The 20,941-nt window shown below is 53.6% G+C and carries 19 protein-coding genes and 1 pseudogene; 6 read left to right on the forward strand and 14 right to left on the reverse strand.

The genetic code is table 11. The features are described from left to right. Window positions 1–122: 122 nt before the first annotated feature. Window positions 123–884 carry a LytR/AlgR family response regulator transcription factor gene (locus V7714_RS17555; protein ID WP_284195495.1) on the reverse strand — a complete coding sequence of 254 codons (762 nt, stop codon included), beginning with the start codon at window positions 882–884 and terminating at the stop codon, window positions 123–125. Further along, window positions 881–1,897 carry a sensor histidine kinase gene (locus tag V7714_RS17560; protein WP_335710876.1) on the reverse strand — a complete coding sequence of 339 codons (1,017 nt, stop codon included), beginning with the start codon at window positions 1,895–1,897 and terminating at the stop codon, window positions 881–883. Before V7714_RS17560 ends, V7714_RS17555 begins: the two co-directional genes overlap by 4 nt. A 515-nt stretch (window positions 1,898–2,412) precedes the next feature. Here V7714_RS17560 and V7714_RS17565 point away from each other — a divergent pair. The 4 genes from V7714_RS17565 (at window position 2,413) to V7714_RS17580 (ending at window position 5,081) form a co-directional block, all read left to right on the forward strand. Further along, on the forward strand, window positions 2,413–2,853 hold the full coding sequence (locus tag V7714_RS17565) for a hypothetical protein (RefSeq protein ID WP_335710877.1): 441 nt from the start codon (window positions 2,413–2,415) through the stop codon (window positions 2,851–2,853). A 36-nt stretch (window positions 2,854–2,889) separates the two neighbouring features. Continuing rightward, window positions 2,890–3,579 (forward strand): glycoside hydrolase domain-containing protein, encoded by a 690-nt coding sequence (locus tag V7714_RS17570; RefSeq protein ID WP_335710878.1) that lies wholly within the window; start codon window positions 2,890–2,892, stop codon window positions 3,577–3,579. A 161-nt stretch (window positions 3,580–3,740) separates the two neighbouring features. After that, on the forward strand, window positions 3,741–4,391 hold the full coding sequence (locus tag V7714_RS17575) for a hypothetical protein (RefSeq protein WP_335710879.1): 651 nt from the start codon (window positions 3,741–3,743) through the stop codon (window positions 4,389–4,391). A gap of 66 nt (window positions 4,392–4,457) precedes the next feature. Beyond that, window positions 4,458–5,081: a hypothetical protein gene (locus V7714_RS17580; protein ID WP_335710880.1), complete on the forward strand. Its 624-nt coding sequence runs from the start codon at window positions 4,458–4,460 to the stop codon at window positions 5,079–5,081. A 79-nt stretch (window positions 5,082–5,160) separates the two neighbouring features. Here V7714_RS17580 and V7714_RS17585 read toward each other — a convergent pair whose 3' ends face one another. Both V7714_RS17585 and V7714_RS17590 read right to left on the reverse strand, forming a co-directional pair. Next, the gene (locus tag V7714_RS17585) at window positions 5,161–5,622 is read right to left on the reverse strand and encodes a hypothetical protein (RefSeq protein ID WP_335710881.1); all 462 of its coding nucleotides are present in this window, start codon (window positions 5,620–5,622) and stop codon (window positions 5,161–5,163) included. Beyond that, window positions 5,619–6,230 carry a hypothetical protein gene (locus V7714_RS17590; protein ID WP_335710882.1) on the reverse strand — a complete coding sequence of 204 codons (612 nt, stop codon included), beginning with the start codon at window positions 6,228–6,230 and terminating at the stop codon, window positions 5,619–5,621. Before V7714_RS17590 ends, V7714_RS17585 begins: the two co-directional genes overlap by 4 nt. A 542-nt stretch (window positions 6,231–6,772) precedes the next feature. Between V7714_RS17590 and V7714_RS17595 the strand changes: the two are divergent. Next, a pseudogene (locus tag V7714_RS17595) lies at window positions 6,773–7,006 on the forward strand (magnesium chelatase domain-containing protein); the annotation flags it as partial. A gap of 822 nt (window positions 7,007–7,828) precedes the next feature. Continuing rightward, on the forward strand, window positions 7,829–8,686 hold the full coding sequence (locus V7714_RS17600) for a toll/interleukin-1 receptor domain-containing protein (protein WP_335710883.1): 858 nt from the start codon (window positions 7,829–7,831) through the stop codon (window positions 8,684–8,686). Between the two features lie 210 nt (window positions 8,687–8,896). On the opposite strand, the gene V7714_RS17605 is transcribed toward V7714_RS17600, so the two are convergent. The 10 genes from V7714_RS17605 to V7714_RS17645 form a co-directional block, all read right to left on the reverse strand. Next, complete coding sequence (locus V7714_RS17605; RefSeq protein WP_335710884.1) at window positions 8,897–9,790, reverse strand: hypothetical protein; 894 nt, start codon at window positions 9,788–9,790, stop codon at window positions 8,897–8,899. Window positions 9,791–9,806: 16 nt separating this feature from the next. Then, window positions 9,807–12,374 carry a S8 family peptidase gene (locus V7714_RS17610; RefSeq protein WP_335710885.1) on the reverse strand — a complete coding sequence of 856 codons (2,568 nt, stop codon included), beginning with the start codon at window positions 12,372–12,374 and terminating at the stop codon, window positions 9,807–9,809. Beyond that, a complete protein-coding gene (locus V7714_RS17615; protein WP_335710886.1) occupies window positions 12,307–13,287 on the reverse strand; it encodes an AAA family ATPase in 981 nt (326 codons plus the stop codon). Before V7714_RS17615 ends, V7714_RS17610 begins: the two co-directional genes overlap by 68 nt. A gap of 84 nt (window positions 13,288–13,371) precedes the next feature. Further along, a complete protein-coding gene (locus V7714_RS17620) occupies window positions 13,372–13,869 on the reverse strand; it encodes a hypothetical protein (protein WP_335710887.1) in 498 nt (165 codons plus the stop codon). 414 nt (window positions 13,870–14,283) lie between these two features. Then, a complete protein-coding gene (locus tag V7714_RS17625; RefSeq protein WP_335710888.1) occupies window positions 14,284–15,135 on the reverse strand; it encodes a DUF6216 family protein in 852 nt (283 codons plus the stop codon). A gap of 172 nt (window positions 15,136–15,307) precedes the next feature. After that, window positions 15,308–16,876, reverse strand: a complete 1,569-nt coding sequence (locus V7714_RS17630) for a hypothetical protein (RefSeq protein ID WP_335710889.1) — start codon at window positions 16,874–16,876, stop codon at window positions 15,308–15,310. Between the two features lie 92 nt (window positions 16,877–16,968). Further along, the gene (locus V7714_RS20640; RefSeq protein ID WP_442891406.1) at window positions 16,969–17,223 is read right to left on the reverse strand and encodes a DUF4113 domain-containing protein; all 255 of its coding nucleotides are present in this window, start codon (window positions 17,221–17,223) and stop codon (window positions 16,969–16,971) included. A 58-nt stretch (window positions 17,224–17,281) separates the two neighbouring features. Continuing rightward, entirely contained in the window at window positions 17,282–18,187 is a 906-nt protein-coding gene (locus V7714_RS17635; protein ID WP_335710890.1) for a plasmid partitioning protein RepB C-terminal domain-containing protein, read from the reverse strand. After that, window positions 18,162–19,100 carry a plasmid partitioning protein RepB C-terminal domain-containing protein gene (locus tag V7714_RS17640; protein WP_335710891.1) on the reverse strand — a complete coding sequence of 313 codons (939 nt, stop codon included), beginning with the start codon at window positions 19,098–19,100 and terminating at the stop codon, window positions 18,162–18,164. The genes V7714_RS17635 and V7714_RS17640 overlap by 26 nt, the downstream gene beginning before the upstream one ends. Continuing rightward, entirely contained in the window at window positions 19,097–20,674 is a 1,578-nt protein-coding gene (locus V7714_RS17645; protein ID WP_335710892.1) for a recombinase family protein, read from the reverse strand. The genes V7714_RS17640 and V7714_RS17645 overlap by 4 nt, the downstream gene beginning before the upstream one ends. Window positions 20,675–20,941: the final 267 nt, after the last annotated feature.

A 20,941-nucleotide genomic window follows, 5' to 3' on the forward strand; every position in this document is an offset into this window, starting at 1 on the left:
GCATTTGCCGAAAGGCGGTAAAGACCCGCCACATTGTTTACACCGACTTGGATGCAGGCATTGAGCCTACTGGATGCAGAAAACAGAAAATTATTTTGACTACGCTGATCAGGGTAGGTGCATCAGGCGTCGCCTCGGCGGAATTCCCTCACCACATGGGCTTGCCGACGGCTGACCGGTAATTTTTCGGCACAGCCATCCAGTATGGCCATCCAATGGCCTTCGCCTTCCTCATGGCCACGCTCAAAACCTTGCAACTTGTTGCGGGCAATCAGGCAATTGCGATGGATGCGCAAAAAGCGGTCGCCAAATTCAGCTTCCAGCTGGGTGAGCGATTCTTCCAGCAGAAACTCGGCTTCACGGGTCTTGAGGGTAACGTACTTCAGCTCGGCCTTCAGGAATAACACTGAATCCACCGGCACCAGCCTGACCCTGCCGCGCTCTGCCACGCTGAAATACCGCCTTGCCGTCGTGGCCAAGGAGGCCAGGGCATCGGTACTGGCATGCGGCAATTCACGCGCACGGGCCAGCGCAGCGGCCAGCCGTTCCTGCCGTATGGGTTTCAGCAGGTAATCGAGGGCATGCACTTCGAAAGCCTGTACCGCGAACTCATCGAAGGCTGTGCAGAAGATCACGGCTGGCCTGTGGTGCAGACGCCCCAGGTGGCGAGCCAGCTCCAGGCCATTCATGCCGGGCATGTTGATGTCGGTCAGCACCAGGTCTGCCGGCTGCTGCACCAGTTTTTCTATGGCTTCCGGGCCGTTTTGGGCCGTGCCGACCACTTCGTGCGGAAACTCGGCACGGCAGTCGGCCAGGATATCCTGCAGCCGGTTCAGGGCTGGTGGTTCGTCGTCCACCAGAAACACTCGGAGCGTAGCAGTCATAGTTTTGCCGTGCGGTAAGGCATAGTTACATGCACTTGATAATAGTCGTTGCCCACGGTGGTTTTCAGGCTAGCTTCAGCATCGAAGTGCAAACGCAGCCTTTCCCGGATGTTGCCCATCGCCATCTTGTTGCCGGAATGATGATCCCCACCCTCTTTGTAATAGGGGTTACGGATATCAATATGCAACTCATCTCGCGATCGAAATATATTAATGCTGATGATACCGGGTGCAATGGCAGGTTCAATACCGTGATACACGGCGTTTTCCAGCAAGGGTTGCAGCACCAGCGGTGGCACCAGCGCATCAGCCGGCATGCGCTCGCTGTGCCATTCCAGCTGCATCCGTCCTCCTAGCCGCAAACCCTCTATCCGCAAATACTGGCTGGCCAGTGCCACCTCGCGTGCCAGTGGCACCAGATCACGGTTTTCAGCCATGAAGACGCGGAACAGATCGGCCAGATCCTCCAATGCCTCTTCTGCCTTGCGCGGCTCGCTGCGTATCAGGCTCAGCACAGCGTTCAGGCTGTTGAACAGAAAATGCGGCCGTATCCGGGCTTGCAGGGCTTGCAATCTGGCCTCGGTGAGCAGTGGCGACATAGCGCGGCTGCGTAGGCGGAAGTAGCCCAAAAGCAACAGGGTCAGTGCCGAGCTGGCAACCAGTGTGCGCAGATAGCTCTGCGCGACCAGTGGGTAGAAATCGGCGAGGCCTATACGAACCAGCATACCGACAGCAGTACACAGCAGCACGCAGACGGTGACACCCATGCCATAGGGCAAACGCAGCAAGCGATCGCGCAGCAGTGCCAGGCTACCCAGTGCAAACAGCAACGTGGGCTGTAACAAGGCCGCTTGTGCGATGAATTCACGCATCGCATCGGGCACGCTGTCTGTGCTCCACAGTGCGAGGCCCAGTGCGAACAGGTTGGCCGAGAGCAGCACGCGCAGCATGACGCCGAGGTTGCGGGTATCGGGCAGCTTGTCGGGCACGGACTGGGGGAGCGGGCTATTCACAGGGCGGCTTGATTAAGTAAGTGTGTAAAGATGGATAAAGATTAATAAAGGTAGCCGAAATCTGTGGAAAACCCAGATTACGTTTACTTTTCACAGGCTTAAGCCCCCTGTACCCGGTGCATAACTGTGTACGTGCGGGCAGAACGCTTAGTGGATGCTTTTTGGGCCTGTGCAAAAGGGCCGAATTATCCCCAATCCATACCCACGTTCACGCCATCGCTCAGCCATCCGGTAGGGCAAGCCGGATGGACGGCGCAAACTGGGTGGTTTCGGGGCGATTGGCAACCGTGCTGCAGCGTGCCTGACGGCCACCAAGCACCCTGCCAGAGCGGATTTCACCCCCTTGGCCCACAGCCAAGTTCGCGACAGCAGGTGGTGGAAATCGCATTGAGGTTTTCTTTTTGCCCCGCCAGCGTATAGAACATTGTTAGAGCCGTAACGCAGCGAACTGGCCAACAAGTGTGGTTCGCAACGCGTGCAACGTGCCCCTACATTCGATACCGCAGGAGGAAACCATGGACGCCGAGACCGTCAAGCTCGTCTATTTCATCGCCGTGACTGGGCTGGTGACGCTGATACTGCTGACCGTGCTGGGCGCCATCCGGCGTACCCTCGGCAGCCAGGGCTGGCGCATCGCCGAGGCCATGAGCGAAGAACTCGACCCCAGCGCCCTGCCATCTGCCCAGGCAACCACCCCACCGCCTGCCAACTCCAGCGACGCCGCCAACTACCAGCTACCCGCCCATTTGGTGCCCAGCTCCAGCCGGCTGATCGGCATGGTGGGCCTCATCATCATGGCCGCCATGTATATCGGCATCGGCTATTTCGCCCTCTACGCCGCATTCTTCCAGGCGGAGTCGTTGAAATATATCGGTGACCTGGCCCAGTACTTTCTGGTTGGCTCGGCCCTGTTTGCGCCCTACGCCTTTAACCAGCTGTCCAGCATCATGAAATAGGCAGGCAGTAGAAACCAACACAGCAGGAGGATGGCAATGGGTTTTCAGGCAGGATTCGACACCTCGCACTACCCCGGCGACAGCCAGATGGCCTGGCTCAAGGCCAATACCAACCTGGCCTGGTGCGGTTTCTACCTGGCGCCCGCCCCCAGCCACAGCGATACCGGCTGGATGAACACCCGCGCCACCCTTGTCGCTCAAGGCTGGGGCCTAGCCCCGGTCTACCTAGGCCAACAGACCGCCGGCCCCGGCTCGCACATCATCACCGCCGCCCAAGGCAGCCTCGATGGGGCAAATGCCGCGCAACTGGCCGGGCAGGCCGGCTTTGCAAAGGGCAGCTATGTCTATCTCGACGTAGAAGACGGCTCCACCCCCACCACCGCCAGCCAGGCCTATATCAAAGCCTGGGCCCAGGCACTGGCCCAGCAAGGCTATAGCGTAGGCATCTACTGCTCACACGTTATCGCCGCCAACCTGTTTAGCCTGCTGCAGACACTGGAACTGAGCGCCACACCGCGCATCTGGGCCTATAAGGTCAGCACCACCGCCACCCACGCCTACACCGGCAGCACGGCGACCTTCCCAACCCCTGACCCCGCCGGCAGCGGCTATGCCAGCGCCAGCATCTGGCAGCGCGAACAGAACTGCACGCTTAGTTTACCGGGGGCGCCGGTGACAGCGATGACGGTGGATTTGAATACGGCGGGGGTGGGTATTTTTGGGTGATTGAATATTGAAGAAAGATATGGAACGCCATACTTGTACTTTAAATTTGAGCATGAAAATCTATTTACAAGGGTGCCAAAATTAACATAGCAAAAAAGCTTTTCTTCACAATTATTTCCGTGCTGATTTTATCAGGGTGCGCATCGATTAGAAACCTGACGATGCCAGATGAAGATAATCTTCTCAGCGGTGCTGGCTCAATCATGAAGAGTTCAACTGAGGCAGATGGCGCAATTTCGACAGAAGGCTTCGAAGAAATCGATCTCGGACTTCTTCTAAAGAATTATGGCCTAGATAAACCTGCCGAAATAGGGGCTCTCCTGCCGGCCCAAAATGAAAATTATAAATATCGAAGGAATGACTTACAAGAACGTCTAATTACTGCTTCGAATCAACGCTGCAGTGCTTATATCAGAACAATAGTGTCCTCAAAATCTCAAACCCAAATGGGATGGACAGGACTGTCAACGTTGCTGTCTGGCGCAGCAGCTGTTGTTCCCCATGCTTTGACAGCAAAAGCATTAGCTGCGGGAAGCACGGTTTCTACAGGGCTATTGAGTACATATAACGAAGTGTACTTCAATAACCTCGCTGTCACAGTTATTTCAGCAGGCATATCAAAGCAACGCGCAAGCATTTTGGCTAGCATCAATCAATTTCAATCCAGGCCGCTTTCCCAATACTCAGTTAATGCTGCCATTGCTGATGCGCTTGCATATCATGCAGCTTGCAATATAGTCTCAGGCATGGAAGCAGCAGCGAAAGCCACTAGCGGTGCCGATACTGCAGGGTTTTCACCACTTAATCGGTAAGATATTTGGCCCATTCTATTCTTGATGTTGCGTTGCTGAACCTGTTATTCAAGGAAGGAAAAGTGTATGGGACATCGCAAGTACGAAAATCCCCAGCCGGGTGTGATGGGCTTTGTGCCGAGGTCCAAACCGGTCCAACTGTTCCGTAGCGTGGACCCGGGTGGCTTGAAAAGACTGACCGAATCGATTCAGACGACTGGCGCACCGAAATTCGCCAATAAGCTCAACAAATCGGGTGAGCCGGCTGGTGAAAACTTCTTTGCGGAAAAACGTGCCTATGCCGAGAAGTTTGCCAAGAAAGGCAAACGAAGCATGACTATGCAGGTTCTGCTGCATCCCGGCACAAAGGCTGCCTTGCTGCGCAATCCTCGTTTTGCGGCTGCACACGATAGCGTGTTCCAGACACCCGATTTCAAGCATCTGGCTAGAGCCAAGAAAGGCGCCCGCGAAGGCATTCTGGTCAAGAGCGAGCGGATAGGCAAAGGTATTGCGAGTTCGGTGAATTACGGTTTTAGGGAGGGGCCGGCTTACGATGCCTTCAATCGCTCCATCAAGCGCATTTATCTACTGCCGCCGGTAGGAAGCAAAGAGCGCAAGCAGTTGGTGTTTGCCCACCAAAGCCCACTGAATGCGATTTTGGCAAAGCGGCGGGCTGCCAGAGCTAAATTCAAAGCAACACAGGACAAGTAGCGAGACCCGCCATCCTTCCTCAAGCCAGTAATGTACAACCTTCCCTGCTATATATAGCTGGCTTGGGGGGGCGTGAAGCTTAATTTCGATGGTCGACATCGACGATGATGAAACGGTAGTCCTTGCCTAGTTGTTTATCCAGATAACTGACCATCATGGGCTGTAATTCATCGCAGGGTGGGCAGCGGCTGCCCTTGAAATATAGCACGGTATAAGTTGCGGAACGCGGCTTGAGTTTCAGCTGATCGAGATCCTGCATCAAGCTTGTGGTGATATGTCGTGTTTCGTGCTTACCTTTGAATAGCTCATCATTTTCAACCATGGATCTGATGAAATCTGACGCATAAATTAGTTCTGACTTTGTGGAGTAAACCTTGACGTAGGGAATGCCATAGGCTGGTTTACCAGAAAAAGTTTTTGTGGCAATAATATGTTTTGCCAGGACAATTGTTTTTGAAATACTGGCGCGTTCGTTAGCAATTGACTGTGAACTGAGGCCGATAAGCGCAGCTGTGATTAAAAGTTTATGGCACGTATTCATGGCTTATTCATAGTCTGCTGCGCTTGGGTTGCCAGCTGTTGTTTTAGTTTCGCATTTTCACTCATCGCGTCCTTCAACTGCAATACTGCCGATGGCAGAGGCTCGGCTACAGTACGCTCGAATGAAAACGCGGTCGATTTCTGACCATTTTCGTTGGAGATTTCTTCAAGCGCAACCGCCTTGATCCCTGCCATAGCGCCATTTCTGGCCGCTTCTTGCAGGGCTCCCAGCGAAGTTGCGATCATCTGTGGCGTCGTCGTACTCCGCAGCGATAGCTGCACGGTACAATTCTGCTCACGGCAGATCCATTGACTATCTGTTATAGAAGCGCCCAGTATCGTGCCATACACAGCTGCGCTGATCGCAGGTGGCAGTGCTGTCCGTTGTGCAGGTGCTGGTACCGGGGCGTCGGCTACCGGCGCAGGGGGGGGTGAGGCCTTGGGGTCTGAAAACAATTTTGGTGAGGCATTTGTATCAAGGGTAGCGATCCCACTATTATCAGCTGGCGGAACATCAGCCTCTGCTTCCGGTTTGCTACCCTGTGTAAAAAAAAACAGTCCTGCTGCAGATAATAAACCACCAAAACTGATCAAAAATAATTTGCGCATGTGTAACCTGCTATTGCAAATGGAACCACCCTTACGGGTGGCTGCCGTGATTAGAATTCGGTGCAACCATCTTTATTACAAGCAACACACCCGTATTTATCGCACTCCAGTATCGGGCATGGAGGGTTGCATTTGATTTCACCAGGGCTGGGTGAAACAGGGGGTGCGGCAAATACAGACAATGATCCTGCCATCATCATGACCATGACGAAAGCGTGTATTTTTTGCATTAATTTCTCCTGGGCTTGTTTATATTATGCCGCTAGCACAAATAGATACTACCGGTGCACCAGTGTATGAAACTTGATTAGCCTAGCCTAGGCGTAGCACGATTCTAATCGTAACTGTTGTATTAAGGTCGACTGAGCGCTGATGCCAGCCACAGGATAGCGGGGCTGTCTGTCTTTGACTGACTGGGTTAATGCTGCAGGCAGTGCTGTGCCCAACTAAGCGCCGCCAACAAGGCAGCCCTTCACCCTTGAACCCCACCCACCCCCATGCTCTAATCCCCCAAAGAAACATAGCAAATCAAGGGGGAAGCAGTGTCTCTGGCCGTACTTTACAGCCGCGCACTCAACGGGGTGGCCGCGCCCGAAGTGGTGGTGGAAGCCCATCTGGCGAACGGATTGCCGTCTTTCACTATCGTCGGCCTGCCCGATGCCGAGGTGAAGGAGGCCCGCGACCGGGTGCGGGCGGCCATACAGACGGCGCGCTATGAATTTCCGGCCCGTCGCATTACCGTCAACCTGGCGCCGGCGGATTTGCCCAAGGTGTCACTTTCCATTTTATTTGCGACTTTTCCAAATTAAGTGCGATGTTTTTCTCACTATTTGCGACTGTGTTCACGAACATTGGTCAAGGCATTCCTCATCAGCATTGCGGGCGCTGGTGCTCGTTGACCGCCATGCCGGTAGTGACTGACCGCTCAAATGGTGTGCGCTGATGACCCGTGCAAAGTGGCCGCAAGTGGATCAGTCAGTGAGCGGCGACATTCGACCCAAAGTGGCCAAGGCGTCGCTCAACAACGTTCGATTGCTTCTCGGCCTAAGCTGACGCTCAGTGAAAGAGCCCTAGTGACTGCTTCCGTCCCATTGCAGACACTCTTCGCTCAAGTGCAACATCACTATCTTACTTGGCGAGTGGAACAATCGTTCATGGCGCTCCTTGAACGCGAGCTCCTCTGGTACGTTGCCGCCGAGTACGTGCTTCACCTCATTTCTTGACCCACTCCAGAGCAGCTTGATCAGTCCCCCTTGCTGTACCGATGCCAAAAGACACAATGCGAACGAATGTCGAGTTTTCCTAAGCAATCACCCATTTGGGCTATGACAATTCATACCCCAACGCGCTACGCTTACGGTCGGATAATGACCAGAGCCGATCTGGGCAAGCCGCGACGCTTCTCACCAATTCACTAGAATGATCAATATGCCGCAAAGCAGTGCGAGGTCTCCATGCAGCAGTGAGAAAATCCCTACCTGTGAATCAGGTTAGCCATCATATGGCGTAACTTATCACATCAAATAAACCTTCTACTTAACGTTATGCATTAAGGTGGCCCTGTGTCTATTTCATCAGTTTCAAACACGATTGCAAGATTGCAAAAAGAGCTGTCAGATATTGCGGTAAAGGTAAGTCAAGAGGTCAAAAAAGAAATGGCCTTGCACGCCCGCATAAATCATATCCAACGATCTATAACAAGTAGCACATCAGCAAGCTCTCTCTCCAGTAAGCTTTCAGAGATTGAGCGAAAGCAAAAAGAGATAGCATCCATCTCTGCAGTCAAAGCAACACTTGCTAAAAAAGAATCCGAGAAAAACTCTGCCTTGCTCAAGGCGAGGCAAGATTTGGCGAAAGAGGAAGGAAAAGAAAGGAATCGTATTGCTGCGGCGAAAGAGCGTGAGCTGAAAAAAGAAATTGATCTGGAGAGGCAGCGTCAACGGGCCCAACTTGAGTTTCAGCGGAATTTAAATGCCGAGTTGTCTGCTACATCCGCGCTGTCAAAGAAAATTGAATCAACGGTTCCGTTTGGTCAAGGGCCAGAAATCGAGTATGACTTGTTCATTTCTCACGCCTCCGAAGATAAAGAGGAACTTGTTAGACCTCTAGCAGTTGCTCTGGAGGGTTTGGGTGTAAAGGTATGGTACGACGAGTTTACGTTAAAAGTTGGTGATAGCTTACGCAAAAGTATAGATAGTGGTCTATCAAACTCTCGTTTTGGGACGGTGGTGCTTTCTTCTTCATTTTTTGCAAAAAACTGGACTCAGTACGAATTAGACGGAATGACAGCTAAAGAGATGGAAGGGAGAAAAATGATCCTTCCAATATGGCATAAAGTAACTAAGAGTGAGGTTATAAAGTTTAGCCCAACTTTGGCGGACAAGGTTGCTCTTAACTCTTCAGTTCATAGCACTGAAGAGATAGCGCAGCTCCTTGCTGACGTTGTGCTTGGATGAATTATGCATAACCTTGTGGTCAAGGCTGGCCACAGTGTTCCGGTCAAGGTGAGTTCGCCTCCCGGAGTCCACCGACTGCCACCGCTGCAAAGCGGTTAACCCCCGGACTCTAAAGCCGAGTGCTACTGAATCCGGGGGGACGTCGCGCCGTCAAAACTTTACTGAAGCGTAGATGAAATATCTATAGCTATAGGGCCCAAGTCCACTTAACTAAGCAGAGCTGGCGTCAGAGAATGCTGCTACGCCAAAAACCATGTAATTGAAACCTAGCTTCTTTGATGGTTCCGATCGGTGTTGTAATACGTGGCCATCACTATTCCATACATAGTGGTCCCATCCCCATGCAGCACCGTCATCCGTCTGTACGACCACATAGGAACCGTGACGCAAACGTGCGGAGGTGCTTCCCTGACTAAAATCTAAGCCCATGTCAAAGCAATGAACTTGGATATTATTTCGGCGCTTTAAAGTCATATCAACCGCAGCAGCAGCTAAGCTTGTAAGTGGCTTAAGCGCTGGCTGGGCAGTATTTAGAAGAGCGAGACCGCTTTTAAATGCTGGGGTATCGAGCGTAGCTAGAATAACCTCATCTAAGTTGCTCTTCACATTCACAGTGCGGCCCTTGAATGAGATGCCATCTTGACCGACGTTTATTCCCATGAAAATAGGCGTACCGGCAATACTAGGCCCTGAGTTATCACGCGCTTCAAATCGTCTGGCAAATGTAAGTTCTTCGGTTTCTCCGGCGACTTGGTTCTTACCCGAAAATTCGCAGAGAATCGAATGAGTACCAATCCCGGGGTAGCTTGCTACGTGAAACTTGTCAAAGGTGATTTTGATGCGCTTGCCAATCAATTGTGGATCGGCATGCACGTCACTTAGGCCTGAAACATCACGAAGTTTCTCATTTCCGGGAGGGATAAAACCAATCACCATCCCCGTTTGGGCGAAGGGAGAGGGGCTCGAGAACGGAAAGCTTTGCCCTGCTACGGCACCAGAAGTGAATGCCTTCGCTCCCTCAATGTCTCCTATGTCGGCCAAATATTGGGCGATCTGATCTGGAGGGAGTGCACCTAGTGAATTGGCTGGATCGTAAATTGTCATTTTTCCTCCGTTGCGGTTAGGTTGTCTGACGTACTCTCGGTCGAACAGCCTGCAGTACTTGTTGGTAAAGTTGGCTACGTTGCTGCTGAGCGAGCTCCAGGGTAATAGCAACAGCATATGGAGCCTTCTCTTTTTCAAAACCTACTTTAGAGGTTGCTTGTACGTAAATAGATAGTGTGCCATCGGGATTTTTGATCAGTTTTTTGCCGCTGTGGATCACATGAATTACTGTCCCACGCCCACCGGCTGCCGTGGATGGTTGCGCTCGGCCCTCGGTGCTGACTCCGTCCCAGTAGCTACTGCTACCGTCAGGACCACACAATTTCAGAACAACACCACGCGGATCGGAAGTAGTGTGCGTCGTAGGACAAGTCCACGCCAAGGTGATGGTGATGGTGCGAACCTCCCTGTTGTTAACCATAGAGGCCGGAATAGGAAGCTTGTACCCATGCCTCTGCCCTGCCTGAATGCAATCCTCGCCAATGAGGGTGATTCGGTTGGCCTCGCCATTGGCAACACGTGTCAGATCTGCTTGGCCAAATCCAAGAAACCGTGTGATAGTTTCCCGCCGCCGAGCGTGCATACCTGGACCTCGCGGCTGGTAGGTTGCATCTAGAAGCTCCCCAATCGCCCCCCAACGACAGCCGTGCACCAACAGCGCCTTTAGCATCGGTACTCGCGTCTGCAAATCTCGCCATTTGACTTTATCGGCGGCAAAGGCCTCGTCCAGTGCCGTGGCCACGTAGTGGCTGGAGCGCGTAATTAGCGCGGCCGCATTACTGGTCCCCGCAGTTCGTATATAGCGCCGGAGCTCACCTATAGGTGAGGGTGCTGCTACTTTTTGCCCGTAATGAGCCGACGCGCGGGGATGAGCCTGTACGCCGCCATTCTGAACATTCGAATATCCGGCTACATAACGGCCACCAGGTTCAATCAAGTCAGGTTTGACGCTACGATTCACACCCAAGCCAACTGCTGACGCCAGATTAGTCATCAAGTGCGTGGGATAAGGATCCGTAGCTGCCGCTGTCGGTGGTGCGCCATCCGAGTGAACAGCTCCTACCGTAAGCGAGTTTATGGACTCTGCAGGACTCAGGATGCCACGTGTCCCCTTAGCCTGTTCGATGGCAGCAAGAAGATAAGCCTCTTTTTTCTCGGCAGGTTCTGCTTGGAAAGCAGCGGCATTAATATAATCCGGAAGTGGAAAGCCTGAGGTAATATTGCCGGCACTTACTACAAAGAGAAGCCGATGGGCGTGACTGAAATGATCTAAAAGAGTCGCCCAGGGTGATGGACGTCGAATGAAGGGAGCATAGTCGTCGCATATTGAGTGGTTTACAACAACGACGTTTGCTAAATCAGGATCCTGCTTGGGGTCAGCTTCCACAATTTTGCGGAGAGCACGATAGATCACACCGATCGGCAGCTTGCCTTCAGGAGTGACTTCGCGGCTTAAATCCTTGCTTGCCCCAAGAACGGGGATGGCAACGATTTTCTGCCCGAGTGGCAGTTCTCCGGTCAGCTGCATGTCGCCGTTAAGGATCAATGATGCCATTGCAGTACCGTGGAATCTAGCCATAACAGGCACGTTTTCACCTGTTACATCGACTTCTACGATATGTACTCTACCTAGGAGGGCCTCATGCTCTGTGACGGGGTACCCGTCTAGCATAGCGGCCAAACAAGGTCCCGAAGGTGCTGCAAGAGAGGGGCTGCCCTGTATTTGACTTTGATCGGTTTCGATTGGTGACTCATATGCCGATTGCGGGCGGATTGTCATAACGTCGTTCAACGACGCGATACCGTCTTCGCCTGATACCAGGCTACGTGCGACCTCCGCTGGTACCCTTACTAGGGCGCCTTGATATCGGATTTCCTCTAGATCGACTAGGTCTAGTAACGCTCCGCCCACTTCCTCAAGCATTTCCTTGAGGGTCTCGATAGAACGGTCCCTACGATCTCGTTCTGTGCGATACCAAAGATCTATTTCTACCAATACATCCCGGTCGGGTTCGTCTGCCAGTACAGAGTCGACATACCTGGCTAAAGCCGGATCGACCCTATCCTCAAAAGACCAGGGACGTAATACATGGAGATAGTCAAAGAGATCCCAAAGTCCACGGAGCTCGTTCGGTGCCGGCCAGCCCTTTGAATATTGCTTCCATTGAGTCAGTAGTCGAGTCAGTGCGCGCTCTGACGGCATTGTGAGATAAAGCAATTTCGGAGGGGGGAGTTCCGAACTGTCCTCGGCCGCCTCGCTGTCGTCGTCTTCAGCCGACTCACCAATACCTTCTGTGAGAAGCCATTCGAGCCCAAGGGCCTGAGCTGCAACATTGAACTTTTGGACTGGGCCAATAAGCTCAAATACGAGACATCTTTCGGGTATTACCGCTCGAGGATCTGAAGCAACGTCGATACCTTTAGCCAAATCATCCAGTGCACTTGCTGTATTTTGGAAGACTTCTCCTAGACGCTGTGCTTGGCGCTCATACGGAATCCGTCGAGGGAAGTGAGGTTTACGTCCCTTGAACTTTTCGCCGGTGCTTGTTTTTTTCAGGCGTACTAGTGGATATTCCTTCGCCATTTTTTTCCTCCCCGCTTGTGTCGATAGCAGGGAGCTTACCGCGTTTCATAACAAGACGAATAGCCTCAGCTGGACTGAGCTTGTCATGTGACAAGACGATTTTGCGACGAACATCAAGAGTGAACGCTTCGACAGCAGACATATTCTCGCCAGACATGTAGCTGGCAAATTGCTCTGGAGAGATTCCAGCAGGTCCGGAGAGCGATTTCTCGAATCGTCTGAACCAAGTAGTCAGTTGTTTGTGGTCTGGTTGATCAATTTCTAGCTTCAGCTCGAATCGACGCCACACTGCTCGGTCCAAGAGCTCAGGGTGATTGGTTGCACATACTATTAGTGTATGGCTCGGCAAGCGGTCCATTTGCATCAGCAACGAGGACACGACCCGTTTGATCTCGCCTGTCTCTTGTGCATCGCTCCGCTCTTTGCCAACGGCATCAAACTCATCAAAGAAGAGCACACAAGGATTTAGCGTTGCGTACTCTATGAGCTTACGCAATCGATTCGATGTTTCTCCAAGAAAGCTATCGACGATGGCATCGTATCGTAGCGACAGCAACGGTAATCCTAGTTCGCATGCGAAGACTTCGGCCAAGCTCGTCTTACCGTTGCCGGGAGGACCTACTAGAAGGACAGTATGTCTTGGCTCTAGCGAGTGTGATCGTAGGAGTCCGGCATTTGAGAACTCATGTAGAAGTTCTTCCACCTGCTCGACCACTTCGACTTTCAGTACAAGTTCCGACAGTCGGCGTCGGGCTGGAATCGAGTAGACTAAATCAGCGATGCGATCAGGGAGCTGGGAAGAGTCAGCTTGCCCACGCAGTCGAGCCGGTCCATCGACCTCCGGTAACTGCGTTTGGACGGGTTGGGTTGCGCGTAGTGCTAATCGCTTCGACTCTTCCATGATCGCATTCATGGTTTTCTGCAGAGCCTGCCTGTCGCCTCGAATAGTTGCCATTTGTTGCTTCCCTCTTGATCCCTGTTGGCCAGCTCTCAACCATCATCTGCCGACTTGCAACGCCGCCTCGTAGGCATCAACGAGCTTCAAGACGCTCTCGCAAATTTGCCGGATGCGCTCCAATTCGTGAGCTTCTACTGCTACCTGCTGTTCGGCGCCAGGAAGTGCAACGATTCTGGGTGTTTCAGTTTGATTCTGTGTTGCACGATTCAGGGCTTCTCGGTATTCAGTCCTTTGAGCATCAAGTGCTCGCCCTGTGCTGCTGAATCTCCACAAGGAAACTCTATCTACCTCAAACTCCTTGGCTGCCTTAGCGATGGAAATGCCGCGCTGTTTGATGAAAGCATTTAAGCGCGTTTGAAGTTCGACATCCGGAACGACTTTAGGCATTGGGAGCGATGAGATATTGTAGCAAATGCCATGGTAATCTGCAACGAAAAAAACTACAACAGAAACATTTCGGTTGCTCTTCTTGTTGCATATAAATGTACCCATTTTCACGCTAACGAAGCCCTGCCAAGCAGGCATGACGAATGTCAATTCGTGTCATTTATGCGTTAAAGTGTACGTTCGTACACCGGATTTTGCTAGGTATGAACCGCCCCGACTTCCGTGGAGGCTATTTGGTTTAAGTCCGCAACGGCGTGACAGCTTTGCAAGCGTGGCCGAGTTGGAAATGGCGAGCGACCTGTACGTGGCGCATCACGACATCGACCCCAAACCATTCATCTGGACGGCCAGTGCCACCGACATCCTGGCCAAGGCCGCCTTGGCAACGGCCACGGGATAAATACAGAACAGGGCGGTGCACTGCACTAGAGGATGGTGAGCGTACACGGTCTGCTTCATGAGCAGTGTCGCCTGTTGGCTGCAAAATATGGCAATTCGGAAGTAGTCCTTCTACGGGCTGGAGCAGCTGATCGCGGAATGGCCATATCTGACGTCACGGTTCCGCTAAGACTCTTGCGCTACAATTGTGGAGGGCGCCACGTTCTCTTTAGGGCGAATACGATTCAGCATATCTCTTGCTGCTCCCCCTTGCCTGAGCCACACAAAGGCCGTCCAAAGGTAGGCAATCCAAATCAGCGTAATAAACCCGAAGCCTATTCTCTGCCATAGCATGGTTTGCTCCAGATAGCGATTGAGGTTTGCTGCTCTGAGTAACTCGCAAATGACTTCCGCATCTTCCGTCGCGAACGCATTCTTCGGTAAAGCCTTTCCATCTATACATTGTGATCGTGAGATACCCATTCCAAACCCGATGGGTCGAGCGTAATCTGAAGATAGACTAAAGGGGGTGCCACTTTTTTTAACCAGCAGTAGCGCTTCATTCCACCCCGCTAGGCCCGTAAACGCTAACGTCGTTGCGAGAAGTGCAAGGACCAAGCCAAGTCGGCAGACTAGATGCCAGTTCTTTGGAAGTTCTTCCTCCTCTTTGAGCCCAACCTTTTCGATGTCAAAGTAACGACCACAGGTAGCTATCGCACCCACGTCTTCATTGTGCATGCGAGCCCAAGCGATCAATGCTTGCGCCTGCTTCAAGGTGCGTGCTCGAACACCAGTGATAAATCGAAATTGCATCAGCACTGACTGCTCGTGGAAGAAGTCACTGACCGGCGAGTCCTTGTGTTCCTTATCGCCATGAAAAATCTGCCACAACCTCGCCAATAGGCTGTAGTTGGATGCGGTTCGGTGCCACACTAGGAAGGCCAATATGTACATTGCCAATAGGCCGAGTATGGGTAATGCTCCGCTCAGGCTCGTTAAAGCTTCAATACCACCCTCAACGTTCGCGGAATCAACCATTTTTTCTCCTAAGTAATTTATACGGCATGGCCTAATGCCTAGGCTGTTTCCAAAGTGTAAAAAATGGGGCGCCATCCGAATAGTTGGTAAATGCAATCAATGTTAATTCGCCTTATAGTCCGGATGGGCTTTGTTGCAGCGCAACTGCAGGCTGTAGCAATTCCAGTTGCTATCAACTAAGGCAGGCCACCGCCTCCAACAGGAGGTGCTGGTCCTGAGCGCTAGACTCAAGCAGTGTAAATAGTGCTACGTCGCCATTGGCCGCGCCAACTATGGCCACGGCCTCACCATACGCGCCATGGCTACTGATGCGACACAGCGCCAAGCTCCGATGCTCTTGCTTGGCCACATTGCACCCCAGCCAGCAGCTCACGAGAAGCCTGCCTCGCTCATCACGCCTAACCGGCATTGTTACGACGGGCTTTTTTTCGGCTCCCCAGCGCACCAGATCGATCGCGAGATCGTCATCAATACTCCAAAGTCGCCAAAGACCTTTCCTAACGAACACAGGCAGTTTTTCCCCACCGTCACCTGTCTCGGCAACATCCACCAGGCCGAGGTCTACCGACCGGACTCGATTTGACCCAGACGGCGTACCAACGCTTTCTGCATGCCCGCCGGCAGCCAGCCTCTGCTGCCCTTCGGTTGGCGCTGCCTTGGCCTCATCGCAGCGCCAGATCCATTTATCAGCCAAGTCCGGAAATCGCTGCTGCGTCGCGATCGGCCGCCGGCCAGGTGTGAGCACACGCCCTGGGTCTTCGTTTACTTGGGTGGCGGAGCTTCCTTTGCGCGCGTGGCGATGCTGAGGCGCCTGACTATGGGTACCGTTAGTGCTGGCGGCACGCTGGCGTGCCGTGCTGAAACGTAGGGACTGAAATGGGAAAGCATGGGAGCACGACAGCAGCCGGGAGACGATAAAGGTGCGCTGGGCATCCGGCCCATGCGACAGCCACTTGCCCTCGGCATGTAGGTCTGTCGTGCCCTCGAAAGGGAACCGCGTGATCGGATAGATCGGCGCACGTTGGCCGCTGGCGCGCGCGCAACTAGCGCCGATCAGCTTTGCCGCGGCCCAGGCCTCGCTCGACAGTGCCAAGCGCCCGACATCCGACGCGGACCATCCACTGATGCCTTCGGCCAGATCGAGGTGCAGATACCCGCTGCGCGGGTGGTAGACCGAGTCAGCGAACAGCATCTGCTTGGTCACGCCCGGCTGAACTACGCAAGCCAAGAGGTTGCTCGAGGAGCCGAAGTAGAAGCGGATCAGCTCCCAACAGGGAACAATCAGTTGGCGGTCGTCAGCCAACCGGATCAATACACAATACGACCCCGTGTGCATCCGGTGCGCGGCATGCTGCTGCAGCGGCAGGTAATGCCCCCGCTCGCTCGGTGTTCCCGCCTTAATGGTCTGCACGTTGTCGCGACTCACGTCCAGGTCGTCGAATACCTCCACCTCGGCCGAGGAGGCATCCTCCCCAATCAGAATGCCTTTGCGCCACGTGCTGCCGACGTGCACGGCCGGGAGAAAGCCGACAGGTAGATGCACCTTACGCTGGTTAGCGCTGGCGGCCTGTTGCTGGGCTCGCAGTGCGCCAAATGGTCCATCTGGGACCGGGGACAGCATGACCTGCACCGATGGTTGGGACTGACGCCTGGACAGATCGGGATAGCCCAGCTCACCAAACCAGTCCACACGCCAGGTCGCGTCGCCCAAATCGAGCAGCTGGATATGTTGCTGATGCATTCAGAGCCATTCAACTCGTCGAGCCGCAAGCGCGGCAACGACGGGAAGATATGCGGATCAGCTCGATAGCGCATCCCTCATATAGGTGATACCTACAGTACCTTTGCCCGTGGCAATTCATGCCAATTTGTCGTCCAGGAAGGACTTTTCCTGCTTTGTCGCATCTTCCAGGCTTCGCCGGTACCGCTACTGGCCAAGCGTATGGCACCGCGACCGAACTCTCGATTGATCAAGTCCATGGTGGACATCAGTCGTACTCTCCTGGAAAGGGCAACCTCATCATCAAATAGCGTGGCTTGTCTCATGGTTCGCGGACACAGGTCCATCAACATAACGCCCGCCTTCATGAAAGCATAGCCCTCACGGTATATCCGCTTCAGGGCATAAACCGCTTGTAATCCCTAGTCATTCACGTTCCGGCGAGCGTGCATCCGTGGCAATCGCGTCCATCACGCTAGTGATTCCATCCACCAGATCAGGATGGTGCCGGCTTAAGTAGTCCGAGATTGCCGCGTTGCGTATCAGCCGATTTATGTACCCCTTCGCGATAACCAGCGACAGCATGGTGTCGCCGATATCCTCTTCTGCTAGCAGATAATCTTGATGGAGCTTTTCCATTTCTCGCTCCATGCGCGCGATGTCCTCCGGCCGAAGGTCGGTACTGGGTTTAGTCTTTTTGTCCACGAGTTGCTCAGGTCGGGTCGTCGCGAGCACCATCTCGGCATAAGGTTTCGTAAAACGGTTGGCCGCAATCATCATTTCAGCGGCCTCTATCTGACGCATGGGCTTCATCTTGCGCAGGATGGCGAAGATCGCGTGCCCAACCATGCGGGTTTTCAATAGTTCAACGACCTCGGGGGCGATGTTGTCCAGCAGCCGCTCTCGCTCCCGAATTCTTTCGACGTTGACATTGAGCACCTGTGCAATACGTGCAACCGGCACACCTCGATTGATCGCTGCCAGAATCATCTTGTGCTCCTGGATGGCGCTGATCCGGTTGACCTGGCGGTTATAAGTGAAGCCTTCGTCGTCGCATGAGACAAGGCAGATGACCTCATCAATGCCGAGTAGCTTGAGTGCGTGCAGTCGCAAATGACCATCAAGCAGGATGTAGAACGTTTCGCCCTTTGCCCCCTTACGCTCAGGGTAAACGGCGAGGGGCTCCACGATACCAATTTCTCTCACGGAGCTGAGGATGGCCTGGAATTTCTGCGACTTTGGCGCTTCCTTGTTCAGCAAACGGGTCGGTAGAATTTGGGCGACAGGGAGCGTGATTGCCCGTAGTTCAAACGAATGCTGCACGGTGGCCATCGGGTGACTCCCCCTTGATCAGATCGCAAAGCGGTTTAGGGATATCGTTCAGCCCTTCTGCACGAAGCAAGGTTCTGAAATGCTCATCGGCGATGAGGCGCCGAAATGCCGTAGTGATGAAGGCAAGCCGCTGGTGATTGACATCCGCTTTCTTGACCATCATGCGCTGGCGTCGAACTTCGGTCTGATATGCCTGTAGCAAGGACTTATGACTGGTCTTTTCACCTCTGTGTCGCCACTTACCGAAACCTCTGCCCAGCTTCTGCCGCGTCACGACAAGGCGACGGATTCGCATCAACTGGTCCCCCTTCAGGGTGCCATTCTGATACGCGAGCATCATGGCCTCCTGTACCTCGGCGTCACCCAGCTTGGCGATGGTGGAAGCCATATCGATCGAGAGCCATCCATTCTCTACCGCTGCAATCAGGCGGATTTCCCCTTGCTTCAGCAGCGTCAAAATGCAGTAGATGTAGCCGGGGTCCAGCCCCACCTTCTTGGCAATCTGTTGCACCGAGTAGCCACGCTCCTCTAAGGCGCGAACTGCTTCCAAGAGGTCAGAGTTCGAGTGCTTGCGACGAGCTAGATTCTCTACCAGGCTGATCAGGTAGCGGTCACTCTCGCTGGCCTCAACAATCATGCAAGGAATGGCCGATTCCCCTAACGCTTTGAACGCCTCATAACGCCCTTGACCGCAGACGAGTTGATACCACTTCCCATCTTCGTCAACCCCAGACTCCACAACAGTCACGGGGCGCTTGAGCCCAAGGGTTGCGATATTCTCGACCAGCTTAGCGAAGGTCTTCCGGTTCCGGGTTCGCGGATTAAGAATTCGGATGCGACCCAGCGGAATCTGCTGAATCGCAATGTGTTGAATGGCGGGATGTGGCGTGGACGCATCCGGTGACTGCTTCATGACCATACCTCTTGAAGAGGGACACGCGATGCCAAGCTATGTAGCGCATCCAGGTTTTCGTAGCGATACGCGTCTAGTCCGGCCTCGTTGTGGTCGGCCAGCCGAAGCTTAGGGTGGAGTAAGTCAATCACTGGGAGGAGGTAGTAATCGAGTGCCTCATCCCCATCTGGATTCATCCGGACGACGACGGTAATGTCTGGTAGCAAACCGGAATCGAATCGTATGACCCATCGCCGTGAGCCGGCCTTGGTATGAAAGCAGCGGCAAAGATTGATGGAGACCGTGAACTCTTCGTTGATCGTCAGTAGATCGGTCTGGTCATTGACGTCTACCCAGCCACCTAATGCTTCGATTTGACGCAAGGTCTCGGTAACCAGCTCTGGATATCGGGCACGAAGCCGACGATTCACTTCGAGATAGTGATAGTCACGATTGGGCTGGTAGCCGATCAGTGCATAACAACGCAGGATGCTACCGAACCGGCTGGTGTATGCGCTGCTTGAGGGGCACTGTTCACTCTCATCGATAATCATTCCAGACAGGCTGCCGCGCTCTTGCAGCAATCCACGCAGCGCAACCAGCATCTCTTCATCCGACAAGCGAACGGAACGCGCCAGGATGATCTGCTGTGCCTGTTCAAACACACCGCGCTCAACGATCGGTGCGAATACCCCGTCGGCGCGTATCCAGGCCTCCTTCGGGTTTTGTACATACTGCTGCTTCAGTTTGAACGAGGTTCGGTTCCAGACATTGTTCCCGATGTACTTTTCATTGATTAACACCTGATGCACACAGCCACGTGTCCACAGCTGGTCGCGGTCGGTCAGGAAGCCTCGCCGATTGAGTGAGGCCGCAATCTGCTTTTCCGTCAGCCCCGCAGAAACGAACAGCTCATAGATGTGGCGAATCACCTCCTGCTCTTCCTCCGGCCCAGGCACGAGAATGACACGGTCCGTCTGAATGGACTTGTGCTCGCCACGTGCGAGCAGTGTCTTGGGCTGGCCGGCGTGGTCAATCAGCTGGCGGCGCAGACCAAAGCCAGCTGGTCCTCCCTGGCGGTGCCCAAGTTGAATTTGCCGTGTCTGGCCAGCGAACACTTTGACACTGAGCTCACGACTGTACTCCCCGGCCATGGTGCGTTTGACGCTCTTGATGATGCTTGAGACCGGGCTGCCATCGTTCTCGAATTGCTCGGCGCAGTAATGCACTGCGACGCCGGCGTGTTTGCACCGGATTTCATAGCCCGCACTTTCGTCAGGATCCTGGAAGCGCCCCCAGCGGCTGACGTCGTAGACCAGCACTGCAGAAAAATCGGCAGTGCCGCTTTCAGCATCCTTGAGTAGTTGCTGCAGGGCGTTTCGCCCCTCAAGGCGTAGGCCACTCTTTCCCTCATCTGCATAGACGTGGACGATCTCCACGCCACGTGAGGCAGCATAGTGCTCAATAGCGCTTAGCTGATTTTCCGTTGAGTACTGCTGGTGCTCGGTCGACATACGTACATAGGCGGCCGCCCGCAGGCCTTTCATTCCACGCCCTAACGACGACTCAGTCTGTTTTGGCTGGGGGGTGATCATTATTCTTCCTTCCTACGTTTGCTCCACACGCAATCCGGGCGATGGTCATTGATATGTCAATGTAGGTAGGTGAAAGGGAAAAATGTTACCGAAGAAGGGCAAGAATTTACCGAGTAGCCATCAAGTCGACGAAGCGCGCAAGGATTACGCAGCAGTTATCGCGTTGGCGCTGGACAGAGAGCTAAGGGGATCAAACCGAACAGTGAAGACTTTGATGCGCTGGACCGGGGCAAGCGAGCGGACTGCCAAGAATTGGCTAAGCGCGAA

The organism is Chitinimonas sp. JJ19 (assembly GCF_036961565.1).
GTDB lineage: Bacteria > Pseudomonadota > Gammaproteobacteria > Burkholderiales > Chitinimonadaceae > Chitinimonas.

Bases quoted from the DNA above. Each gene is read 5' to 3' on its own strand.
- V7714_RS17555 (WP_284195495.1), bottom strand. From the start codon at position 884: ATGACTGCTACGCTCCGAGTGTTTCTGGTGGACGACGAACCACCAGCC.
- V7714_RS17565 (WP_335710877.1), top strand. From the start codon at position 2,413: ATGGACGCCGAGACCGTCAAGCTCGTCTATTTCATCGCCGTGACTGGG.
- V7714_RS17570 (WP_335710878.1), top strand. From the start codon at position 2,890: ATGGGTTTTCAGGCAGGATTCGACACCTCGCACTACCCCGGCGACAGC.
- V7714_RS17575 (WP_335710879.1), top strand. From the start codon at position 3,741: ATGCCAGATGAAGATAATCTTCTCAGCGGTGCTGGCTCAATCATGAAG.
- V7714_RS17580 (WP_335710880.1), top strand. From the start codon at position 4,458: ATGGGACATCGCAAGTACGAAAATCCCCAGCCGGGTGTGATGGGCTTT.
- V7714_RS17585 (WP_335710881.1), bottom strand. From the start codon at position 5,622: ATGAATACGTGCCATAAACTTTTAATCACAGCTGCGCTTATCGGCCTC.
- V7714_RS17590 (WP_335710882.1), bottom strand. From the start codon at position 6,230: ATGCGCAAATTATTTTTGATCAGTTTTGGTGGTTTATTATCTGCAGCA.
- V7714_RS17605 (WP_335710884.1), bottom strand. From the start codon at position 9,790: ATGACAATTTACGATCCAGCCAATTCACTAGGTGCACTCCCTCCAGAT.
- V7714_RS17610 (WP_335710885.1), bottom strand. From the start codon at position 12,374: ATGGCGAAGGAATATCCACTAGTACGCCTGAAAAAAACAAGCACCGGC.
- V7714_RS17615 (WP_335710886.1), bottom strand. From the start codon at position 13,287: ATGAATGCGATCATGGAAGAGTCGAAGCGATTAGCACTACGCGCAACC.
- V7714_RS17625 (WP_335710888.1), bottom strand. From the start codon at position 15,135: ATGGTTGATTCCGCGAACGTTGAGGGTGGTATTGAAGCTTTAACGAGC.
- V7714_RS17630 (WP_335710889.1), bottom strand. From the start codon at position 16,876: ATGCATCAGCAACATATCCAGCTGCTCGATTTGGGCGACGCGACCTGG.
- V7714_RS20640 (WP_442891406.1), bottom strand. From the start codon at position 17,223: ATGAAGGCGGGCGTTATGTTGATGGACCTGTGTCCGCGAACCATGAGA.
- V7714_RS17635 (WP_335710890.1), bottom strand. From the start codon at position 18,187: ATGGCCACCGTGCAGCATTCGTTTGAACTACGGGCAATCACGCTCCCT.
- V7714_RS17640 (WP_335710891.1), bottom strand. From the start codon at position 19,100: ATGAAGCAGTCACCGGATGCGTCCACGCCACATCCCGCCATTCAACAC.
- V7714_RS17645 (WP_335710892.1), bottom strand. From the start codon at position 20,674: ATGATCACCCCCCAGCCAAAACAGACTGAGTCGTCGTTAGGGCGTGGA.